The organism is Sulfurimonas sp. (assembly GCF_027056685.1).
Classification (GTDB): domain Bacteria; phylum Campylobacterota; class Campylobacteria; order Campylobacterales; family Sulfurimonadaceae; genus Sulfurimonas.
Genome location: NZ_JALUKE010000131.1, coordinates 1 through 10144, shown reverse-complemented (window position 1 = coordinate 10144; position 10144 = coordinate 1). Strand labels below are relative to the sequence as shown.

6 protein-coding genes and 1 pseudogene are annotated in these 10144 nt (G+C 36.1%); 5 read left to right on the top strand and 2 right to left on the bottom strand.

The window, feature by feature from the left end; genetic code table 11:
* The 5 genes and pseudogenes from MVY38_RS05745 to MVY38_RS05725 form a co-directional block, all read left to right on the top strand.
* Positions 1–702: pseudogene (locus MVY38_RS05745) on the top strand (hypothetical protein); the annotation flags it as partial.
* Between the two features lie 108 nt (positions 703–810).
* Positions 811–2199, top strand: a complete 1389-nt coding sequence (locus tag MVY38_RS05740) for a cobyric acid synthase (RefSeq protein ID WP_297484251.1) — start codon at positions 811–813, stop codon at positions 2197–2199.
* Entirely contained in the window at positions 2177–3037 is an 861-nt protein-coding gene (gene cbiB, locus MVY38_RS05735) for an adenosylcobinamide-phosphate synthase CbiB (RefSeq protein ID WP_297484248.1), read from the top strand. The genes MVY38_RS05740 and cbiB overlap by 23 nt, the downstream gene beginning before the upstream one ends.
* Positions 3038–3084: 47 nt before the next feature.
* Complete coding sequence (locus MVY38_RS05730) at positions 3085–4140, top strand: nicotinate-nucleotide--dimethylbenzimidazole phosphoribosyltransferase (protein WP_297484246.1); 1056 nt, start codon at positions 3085–3087, stop codon at positions 4138–4140.
* A 52-nt stretch (positions 4141–4192) separates the two neighbouring features.
* Positions 4193–5782, top strand: a complete 1590-nt coding sequence (locus MVY38_RS05725; RefSeq protein ID WP_297484244.1) for a methyl-accepting chemotaxis protein — start codon at positions 4193–4195, stop codon at positions 5780–5782.
* On the opposite strand, the gene MVY38_RS05720 is transcribed toward MVY38_RS05725, so the two are convergent.
* Together MVY38_RS05720 and MVY38_RS05715 are read right to left on the bottom strand one after the other, a co-directional pair.
* Positions 5772–8561, bottom strand: a complete 2790-nt coding sequence (locus MVY38_RS05720; protein ID WP_297484242.1) for a helicase-related protein — start codon at positions 8559–8561, stop codon at positions 5772–5774. The two genes, MVY38_RS05725 and MVY38_RS05720, sit on opposite strands and share 11 nt — an antisense overlap.
* Positions 8562–8592: 31 nt before the next feature.
* The coding region (locus MVY38_RS05715) for an EAL domain-containing protein (protein WP_297484241.1) at positions 8593–10144 on the bottom strand (1552 nt) is incomplete at its 5' end.

The window sequence follows — 10144 nt, the reverse complement described above, 5'->3', positions numbered from 1 at the left end:
ATAACAAATTATTACTCTTTAGAAGAAAAAAAAGAGATAGAAAAAGCTTTTAATTACTCTGCACATAGACAAAAAGAAAATTTTATAGAACATTTTAAAAAACTGAATTTAAAAAGTTGTCCATTTTGCAATAACAACTATATCTATTTTTATACAAAAGGCGATGGCAAGGCTAACACCTTAGCCACGCTAGAACACTATTATCCAAAAGCAAAATATCCACATCTCTCACTCTCTTTTTACAACCTCATACCCAGTTGCAGTACATGCAACAGTAAGTTTAAAGGGAACAAAGAGCAGGAAGGAAAAATTGCTCATCCATATTATGATGATTTTAATAAAAATGCAAAATTTAGTATAGATATAAACAGTTTAGGTGTCAACAAAGATATAGAATTAGAGGTAAATTTAACCTCAATTGATGAAAAATGTAAAACTTCTATAGAGAGATTTCAATTAGAGAAAATTTACAAGCAACATAATGATATAGCAAAAGAGATATGGAATAAAGCGCAAGCTTATAATGAAGATAGAATTGATGAACTTTATAAAAGTTTTTATAAAGATTTGGGATACTCAAAAGAAGATGTCAAAAACTTTGTTTTTTGTAGTTATTTGGATAAAAAAGATATACATAGAAAAAATCATACAAAACTGACACAAGATATTTTAAAACAATTTGGACTTATTACAAGGAGCTAGATTTACTATGAAAGAACTTGAACCTAAACTTTTGCCATTTTCACATACTTCTGACTATGTTAAAAAAATACAAAACTGTCAACACAGATATAAAAGGCAAAATAAAGAATGAACTCACTAAGTATCTTCGGCACAAGCAGCGATGCAGGCAAATCGACACTGAGTTTTGCCCTTACCTACCTGCTGCACGAACGCGGCATAAAAGTTGCTCCCTTTAAAGCGCAAAATGTCTCGAATAACTCTCAAGTTACCGACCTAAACGCAGGTGAGATTGCCATTCCACAAGCCTTTGCAGCTGAATCAATTGGGCTTCAAACTTCTCCACTCATGAATCCTATTTTACTTAAATCAGGTGGCAGATCAAAAGCACATCTTATCATTAACGGTAAAAGTGTCGGGGACAAAGATGTTTGGAGTTACTACCGCGATATAGACACACTCAAACCCTTTGTAAAGGCTGCGTTTAAGAAGCTGCAAAAAGAGTATGATGTCATTGTAGCTGAGGGTGCGGGAAGTCCTGTCGAGTTAAATCTGATGGACAAAGACCTCTCTAACCTGTATGTCGCTAAAAAGTTCAACACAAAGATAATTCTCGTAGCCGACATTGAGCGTGGCGGTGTTTTTGCCTCCATTTATGGCGTTTATAAACTCCTGCCAAAAAAACTGCGTAAAAATATCATCGGTGTCATTGTCAATAAATTTCAAGGGGATATGTCTCTTTTTGATAGTGGTGTAGCAATAATTGAGCAGAGATTTGGCATAAAAGTTTTAGGTGTTGTACCATTTAAACCTTTCAACCTTGGCTTTGAAGACAGTGCCTCACTGATGGGATACAAACAAGATACAAAAGATACCATCATAAAAGTAGGTGTTATAAAACTCCCCCACATCTCAAATTTTACCGACTTTGAGCCTTTGGTAGTGGATGATGAAATAGAACTCACATTTATAACAAACGCAAGCGAAGCTGCTGCGTGTGAGATGCTCATTGTTCCGGGAAGTAAACGGGTTGTAGATGACCTGCTATGGATAAAAGAGAGAGAGTTTGAAGCAGTTTTATCTTCAAAGGAGAAAATGGTCGTTGGTATTTGTGGTGGCTATGAGATGTTGTTTGAAGAGATTTTAGACCCTCTTCACATTGAGAGTGAACATGAAAAAGTTGCAGGACTTGGCAGATTTAAAGGAAGTGTCACATTTCAAAAAGAAAAAATTGTCAAAAAAGGGTGCTATAACATTTGGGGAACCATGGTAGAGGGCTATGAGATACATAACGCCATTGCAAAGAAAAATGCCAAACACAAACGCAATCTTTATGCTACATTTGTGCATGGCATCTTTGAAAATGATACACTACGTTTGAAACTTTTTTCTAAAATAAATACCAATTACAAAGGCTACAATTTTAAAGAGTTTAAAGCTGGGGCGATTAAAGAGTTTGCAAATCATATTGACAAACACATAGATATGGACTTCATTGAAGCGAGTTTGTGTGAGTAATGTTATTGTCGCTATTTTAGCCTACTTGATAGACAGAAAATTTGGAGAGTTCTCATTTATCAAGCATCCTATCATTGTTATAGGAGAGCTTATTAGCTTTTTTGAGAGATTACTCTACAAAAAAAGCATCTTTCGAGGTTTGCTACTTGTTTTAGCTGTTTTAAGTGTTGTTAGCTTTTTTGCTATTGCTTTAGAGAGATATTTCACCCTCTTTTTACCATCTTTTTTAAACATCATATTCACTGCGTTTATAGCCTCTATGTTCATCGCGCACAAAATGCTTCGTGACTCGGTAGAAGGTGTGCTAAACGCAGAAAACAAACGCGAAGCTATTTCTATGTTAGTCTCTCGTGATACCAAAAAACTAAGCGAAAGTGACATCTACAAAGCTGCCATAGAGACTTATGCAGAGAACTTAAGTGACGGAGTTGTCGCCCCACTCTTTTACTTGCTGCTCTTTGGACTCCCTGGCATCATCATCTACAAAACCATCAACACAATGGACTCAATGATAGGCTATAAAAATGAAAAATATGAGAAGTTTGGAAAAGTAGCTGCACGGCTTGATGACATCGCAAATTACATTCCCTCTAGGCTAACTGCCCTACTCATTATGATAGTTGCACAACAAAAGAATCTCTTTGCCTTTTACAAAGACGGCAAAAAACATGACTCTCCAAACGCAGGACATCCCATTACTGCTATGGCATTAGCACTTGGTGTAAAACTCGGAGGCGATACCTCATACTTTGGGAAAATTAAAAAGAAAGCCACTTTTGCAAAAGGGAAAAAAGAGATAAGTAAAGAGGATGTGCAAAAAGCACTTAAACTATTGTAGTTTCATAGTTAATAATCTGCTAAAATGTCAACTAAAAAAGAGTTGACATGAACACATATAATATTTTTACAGACGAACAAACACAGTTGCCAGAGGGAAAAGCTGATTTTCTTCTGGCGGCAAGTGTGACAAAAACCTGCGAAATCGAAGGTATCACTCAAGCAGGCATTCCAGGGATGATTCCACTTACACCGACTCTCGATGCAGAATACATTACAAACGAAAAAGTTTTTTCTCTTGGTGAACTTGCAGAAACTCCTACAGGAGTTCCTACTCCTGCACTTATTACCCGTGCTACGCACAACCTTACACCATTTTCAAGTATAGAGATTTTAGACTTAGGTCTGCAAACGCAGCCACAAAATTGTAAAATCTATAACTTTGGCATCACTCCTTCAGGCTCCATTGACAAAGATGCAAATATTAACGCACAGGAGATATTTGCCAAAGGAATGGAGTTTGGTAAAAAGTATGAGCTTAAAGGAAATTACCTTATTTTAGGTGAAAGTACACCTGCTGGTACAACTACGGCGGCAGCTTCTACTCTGGCACTAGGCTATGATGTGGCCAATGACTTCTCTTCAAGCTTTTTAAATGTACCCAATGACATCAAAACTAAGACCATAAACGCAGCCCTTGCTTTAGTTGATGAAAATATGTCAAACTTTGAAAAACTTGGCATTGTCAGTGACAATATGCTGCTATTTTGTGCAGGATTTTTAGTAGAAGCTTCAAAACGCTTTCAAATAGTCTTAGCAGGCGGTACGCAAATGGCAGCCTGCCTGCTTATAGCAGACAAGGTGCGTGAAGATATTTTAATGCGTATCAAACACGATAATGTTATGCTTGCAACTACAAAATGGGTGGCAAAAGATGAAAACTCTAACATCGCTCATATCTTAGAACAACTCAGCTACACACCAAACGCAGCCTACACAACATTTAGCTTTGCAAACGCAGAGATTGAAATACTCAAAAAATATGATGAGGGCGAAGCGAAAGAGGGTGTAGGAGCAGGTGCCGCACTTGCCTATGCAAAGCAAAACAATATAACTAATGAAGCACTTCTTAAGCAAATTGAAATGCAAATATATATGCTATAGCTTTCTTTTATGCTATAATTATCGCTATTTATAATTTTTTAAGGATATCAATATGTTTTCAACAGTTAAGTCAAAGGTTATTGTTTCTCTGCTCGCTATTAGTATTTTTGGGCTTATTGGTATGTCATACTACCTCTCTTCTACCCTGCATAAACTTTCAAACTCAAGTGCAAAACACTCGCTAAATATGCTTAGTAAATCTATTTTCCAAACAATGACCACAAGTATGATGATGGGTGACCCTGCTGTTGTGCAAAAAGCCTTTAGTGATGCACGAAAAATAGAAGGCATAAAAAAACTCAATATTGCAAAATCAAGAGCTGTCATTAAAGTCTATACCCCTGATGAAAAATTTACAACTGATGCACTCATACTCAATGTTCTTAAAACACAAAAGACACAGATCATTGAAAAAGATATCAACGGGCACCATACCATCCGTCTTATCAAGCCAATGATTGCAGAAAAAAGATGCTTGCAATGCCATTACAATGCACATGTCGGCTACACACTAGGAGCTATGGATCTACTTGTTTCACTTGATAAAAATGATGCCATGATTTCTAGAACAAATACAATACTTGTCATCTCTCTTATTGTCTTGGCACTTCTCTTTACTGTTTTGGCATATATATTTTTCACAAGAGAAATTTTCAACCCCCTTACAGCACTTAAAGATAAAATTGCTGCACTTGTAAGTGGAGACAAAGACCTTACAAAACGACTTGAACATAAAAGAGGCAATGAGTTTGGAGATACGGCTGTAGAGGTAAACAATTTTATTGAGATGATACAATCAACCGTCAATGCAGTCAAATCACTTGGAGAGCAAAATAAAGATATTGCTTCTGAGATTGAAAGTGCTTCTCATGTTATTCGTAAAGGAACACAGCAAGAGCAAAAACTTGTTGAAAAAACAAGCCAAAAAAGTGATGACATTCAAGCTATTCTTAATGAAACTATGCAGACCGCTGCAACAACGCAAGAGACAATTGCCCAAGCAGATAAGGCACTCTGCGTAGCACAGAATGCTCTTACAACACTCCATAGTGAAGTTGAGAGTTTCGTTACTTCTGAAAATGAACTTGTAAATGAACTCTCCTCACTCAAATCTGATGCAGATCAGGTAAAAGAGGTACTAAGTGTCATCAAAGATATAGCAGAACAGACAAATCTTCTTGCCCTAAACGCAGCTATAGAAGCAGCACGAGCAGGAGAACATGGACGCGGTTTTGCTGTGGTTGCTGATGAAGTAAGAAAGCTTGCAGAACGCACACAAAAAAGTCTTAGTGAAATAGACATCAGTGTTAGTACAATTGTGCAATCCATTAATGATGTTGGTGAAAAAATGACACAAAATGCTCAAAATGTCGAAGCACTCTCAGAGATTGCAACTAATGTAAATAGTGAAATATCAACTACATCAGAAGCGATGCAAGCTTCGACAGAAGCGTCAAATAAAACGAAAGAAGACAGCGAAGAGATGTCAAAATCTCTTGGAGAGATTATCTCCTATATTAACTCTATAGAAACACTCTCAACAGCGAATGGAACAAGCGTTCTTTCTATTGAAAACGACCTTGTCCGACTTGTTGCAGTCGCTTCATCTTTACAAAAAACCATTGATGAGTTTAAGAGTTAAAACGCCCTCTTTTTCTCACATAGTTTTTCTTAAAACAGCGCTGACAAATATTGTAATTTGAATTTATAGGCAGTACAGCAGAACACAATTTACACCTTTGTGCCAAGTGTGTCTGCTGCAAAGACTCTTCTATATATTTGTTTAAAACCCCACGATACTGTCTCGCCTTTTGTTCATCCACAAAATAATCACCAAATCTATAAGTCAACCACAAATAGAGTGAAATCTCTTTTACCATATCTTCAGCACGCAGCAGATCTTCTGAAGTCTGTGCATAAGAACCCCCTAATTTTGGTGGATAGTAATGCACCTGCTCTTTTTGTTCCAAGGCAAGCAGATAGCTCTCATACGCTTGAATAATATAGGGTGATTTAAGCGTAAGTGGCGCACATGAGAGATGGTACTTTGTTGCAATATCAAGGTCATACGCATCTACTATTTTTGCAGCTTCAAGCATATCATCTAATGATGAGGCATAAAAAGGACCGTCAAAGACCATATTTTTAATGAAAAAGCGTAAAATTTCCTCTAAAGAGTTCTCTTCTAATATTTTTGCCACAAGTTTAATGTGTTCAAGATTTGCCATTACCTTAAAAGGAATGGCTATTTTATGTGCCTCTTTTACAAAGTTTCTTTTGACAATTTTTAGTGCATCTTCATTTAAGGCTCCAACATAGCCATTTTCATGGAGTCCATAACGCCCTGCCCGTCCTGCTATTTGATGAATTTCAGAAGGTTGGAGTTTTCTTTGGCTTATGCCGTCAAACTTCTCAGCTTTTGAAAAAAGCACCGTTTTTATGGGCAGATTCATTCCCATGGCAATAGCATCCGTTGCGACAAGCACCTGCGTCTCACCCTCACGAAAACGGCGTGCTTCTTCTCGTCTTACCTCTGGAGAGAGGTTTCCATACACAACACTTACCTCAAAATCTTTTGAGAAATTCTGTTTCAAACGAAGAACATCTTTTCGACTAAAGGCGATGATGGCAGTTCCTGCTTCAACATCTTTTACGGCAGTAGCAGAGGCGAGTAGTTCAAGTGGATTTTTACGCTCAAATTCGATAATTTCAAGCTCTTCACCTAGGTACTCTGCAAGGGCGATTATTGCCTCTTTTACATTGGCACTTCCCGTCATAATGACCTCTTTTGCTGGTGCACCAATGATGGCATTTGCCCATGCCCAACCACGGTCACGGTCATCTATCATCTGTACCTCGTCAATAACACAAACATCCACATCTACATCATAATTCATCATCTCAATAGTAGAACTAATGTGCGTTGCCTCTTCATCAAGAATTTGCTCTTCACCTGTTATAAGCGAACTCTCAATGCCCTCAGCTTTAAGCGTTTCATACCCTTCCAACGCCAACAAACGCAGTGGTGCAAGATAGTATCCTGTATCTGCCTCTTTAAGTGTTTGCATCGCTTTATAGGTCTTTCCACTATTGGTAGGTCCAATGTGTAGTATAAGTTTTCGGTGCATTGTGCGTGCGATTGGAAAGAGGTTTTTAAAGTCACGAATGGTTCTAGCTAAGAGTTCCTGACGCTGTTTTTTAATCAACTCATCATGAATAGAACGGACAAACCGTCTTATGATTTTTTTTGCTATCTTTGGAGTGATAATTAAGCTCTTTGGCATCAACTCAAATAAAAATTCATACACTTTTTGATGGAGTTCTTCATCACTTAAATGCAGAAGCATCGAGTACTTCGCACACTCCTGCACCAATGCCTCTAAAGAGCTATAAAACTCCTCTTCATGCTCCTTTTTTGCCTCAGCAAGAACCGCATCAAAATTAAATCGTTTTGAGTTCCATATCTCTTCAAGCAGACCCTCCAGCTCAATGTGCAACTCTAAATAATAATCCATTTTCAACTCAGAGTACGGCAGCACAGCATACTCCGTCAAACGCAGTAGCACCTCTTCATCATGTATCTCTATTGCATCTACATCAATTTTTGCCTCTATTATCTCTTTAAGCACTTTTTGTGTGATAAGAGGATAATTCACTTTAGTTTTTGGTGGTGAAGCACGCAAAGAGTCCAAAATTTGTTTTGTTGTAAGATAAGAGTGTGGATACTTCAAAGAGGAGAGAAATTTGTCAATGCTCTTTTGTTTATGTTGCACAGTCTCTACTTTATCATGTGCTATTTTTTCTACTATTGCTTCAAAGGGCGCTTCTTGTAGATACTCATAAGTGTATGGTTTAGTATTTAGTGTCAAAATCTTATGAAAATGCTGTTCGTAGAGTTCATATTTCAAAGAGGCATTAAACTCAAAAGAGTCATCTATGTCAAAACTTCCTTCAAGTTCACGCTCCAATTTCTCTTTTTTTATCTCAAAACGAATATGACGCAAAGAGCTTTCCATCTTCTCAATGGTAATTTTTTTACTTCTTACATGTGAATATGCCTCTCGTAAACGCAGCGCTTCCATCGGTGTAGCCTCAAGTTCCTCTATGAGTGCCTCAATCTTCGCCTCTCTATCAAATCCCACTTCAGGTTTTACTTTAAGAGATTTATAAACACGACCATCACTTTCAAAAAAGGTCAAAATATCACGACGCATAGCACTCTCAGCTTCACTCCAAATCATACGAAGAGTTTTTACCATAAGCGTTTTGTTGTGGTCAATGTCATAGATGCCAAGCGTCGCAAAAAGCTCACTTAGCATCTTACCATCAACGCGTTCAATCCCCACATCAAAAGGGTCATCATCAAAATATTTTCTAATTTTTTGGTTAATTTTACTGTTTTTCTTATTTTTTCTTGCCATAGTGTAATTGTAGCCTATTATTTGCTTATTATTAAAAATCTACCTCTATAAGTGGTTGGGCAAAATAATAACCTTGAGCATAATCAATACCTAACTCTTTTACAACATTAAAAACTGCTTCATTATGGACAAACTCTGCAATAATCTTCATATCTAATTTTCTTGCAATAAATACAAGGGACTCAACAATATGAAAATGTTTTTTGTTGGTGTCAATATCTTTAATGAAGCTACCATCTATTTTAATAAAAGAAGCACATAACTCAGTTAATTTTGACATGTTTGAACTTGCAACACCGAAATCATCAATAGCAATAACAAAACCTAAATCACTTAATTGATTGATTTGTTGAATAATAGCAGCCTCATCATCAATGGCAACATCTTCTAAAATCTCTAATGTTACATTTGAATGCTTAATATTGTGCCTTTTTGCTTTTGCCTGTAAAAAATCACTTAAATAGTTTTCTAATAAATCCTGCTTTGTAATATTTATACTAAACTGTACATCACTTGATGCAAAATACAAAAATGTTTTTTGAATCATCTGTTTTGTTATAGAGCTATGTAAACCTGAAACTTCTGCCGCTTCCATAAAGAGATAGGGTGAAATTATTTTATTACCATCTTTAATACGAGCAAGAGCCTCATACTTAAAAGTTTTTTCTGTTTTTACATCTACAATAGCTTGATAAAAAGGAGTAAGTGCCTCATCCTCCAAATCTTTTTGTAAAATAGCAATATTTTTTGAAAGTTGCGTGTACGAACCTACCTTGCTCATATTCGGACTATAAATCACAGTAAATGACCTTCCTTTGTGTTTTGCTTCAAGAAGAGCAATATTTGCCTGAGAGAAGAGATCATTATTATTTTCTTCGTCCTTCTCCTCTCCTGATATACCCACAGAAAAACTAAGATGAATATGCGCATCATCCACAACAGCTGGAGTTACTTCAAAATATGATTTTATTTGAGAAGATAACAAAATATCTTGTTTAGGTGCTGGTTCGTTTAATACAATTGTAAATTCATCAAAATCCATATGGTACAAAGAGGCATTATTTGGAAGGTTTTCCATTAAATATTGAGAAGTTACTTTTAAAACAGCTTCAACAAGTTTTCCTCCATAAGTCGTCTTTAAAATGTCAATATTGTCAATTTTTAGTATAAAAATGACATAACGATTAAGACGCTGCACTCTCTCTTGAAAAACTTTTTTGTTTGGAAGTTCTGTTATACAATTATGTCGTGATTGAAAAGAGAGTGTATCAACTTTTGCTTGTATTTCGTTTTCTCTTTTATAGATTATACCTATAAAATAGTTCACTACAAAATTTATTGTAATAATAGCCATCAATCCTAAAACAGTCCCAACAAATAAAAGCATATATAGTAAATTTTTTCTATCATTCAAATTTGGTGTGGCATCATAAAAGGAGAGTAACATTATTTTATTACTACTATTTTCTACTTTAGTATAAAGACTATATTCTTTGTCTTTTATTCTAACAATAACAAAAAAAAGTTCTCCTTTCTTATGCTGTTCTACGAAATTTTTAATTATTGGTGATGAAGCATATAAC

Coding starts and splice junctions, on each gene's coding strand:
- MVY38_RS05740 (WP_297484251.1), top strand. CDS start 811: ATGAACTCACTAAGTATCTTCGGCACAAGCAGCGATGCAGGCAAATCG.
- MVY38_RS05730 (WP_297484246.1), top strand. CDS start 3,085: ATGAACACATATAATATTTTTACAGACGAACAAACACAGTTGCCAGAG.
- MVY38_RS05725 (WP_297484244.1), top strand. CDS start 4,193: ATGTTTTCAACAGTTAAGTCAAAGGTTATTGTTTCTCTGCTCGCTATT.
- MVY38_RS05720 (WP_297484242.1), bottom strand. CDS start 8,561: ATGGCAAGAAAAAATAAGAAAAACAGTAAAATTAACCAAAAAATTAGA.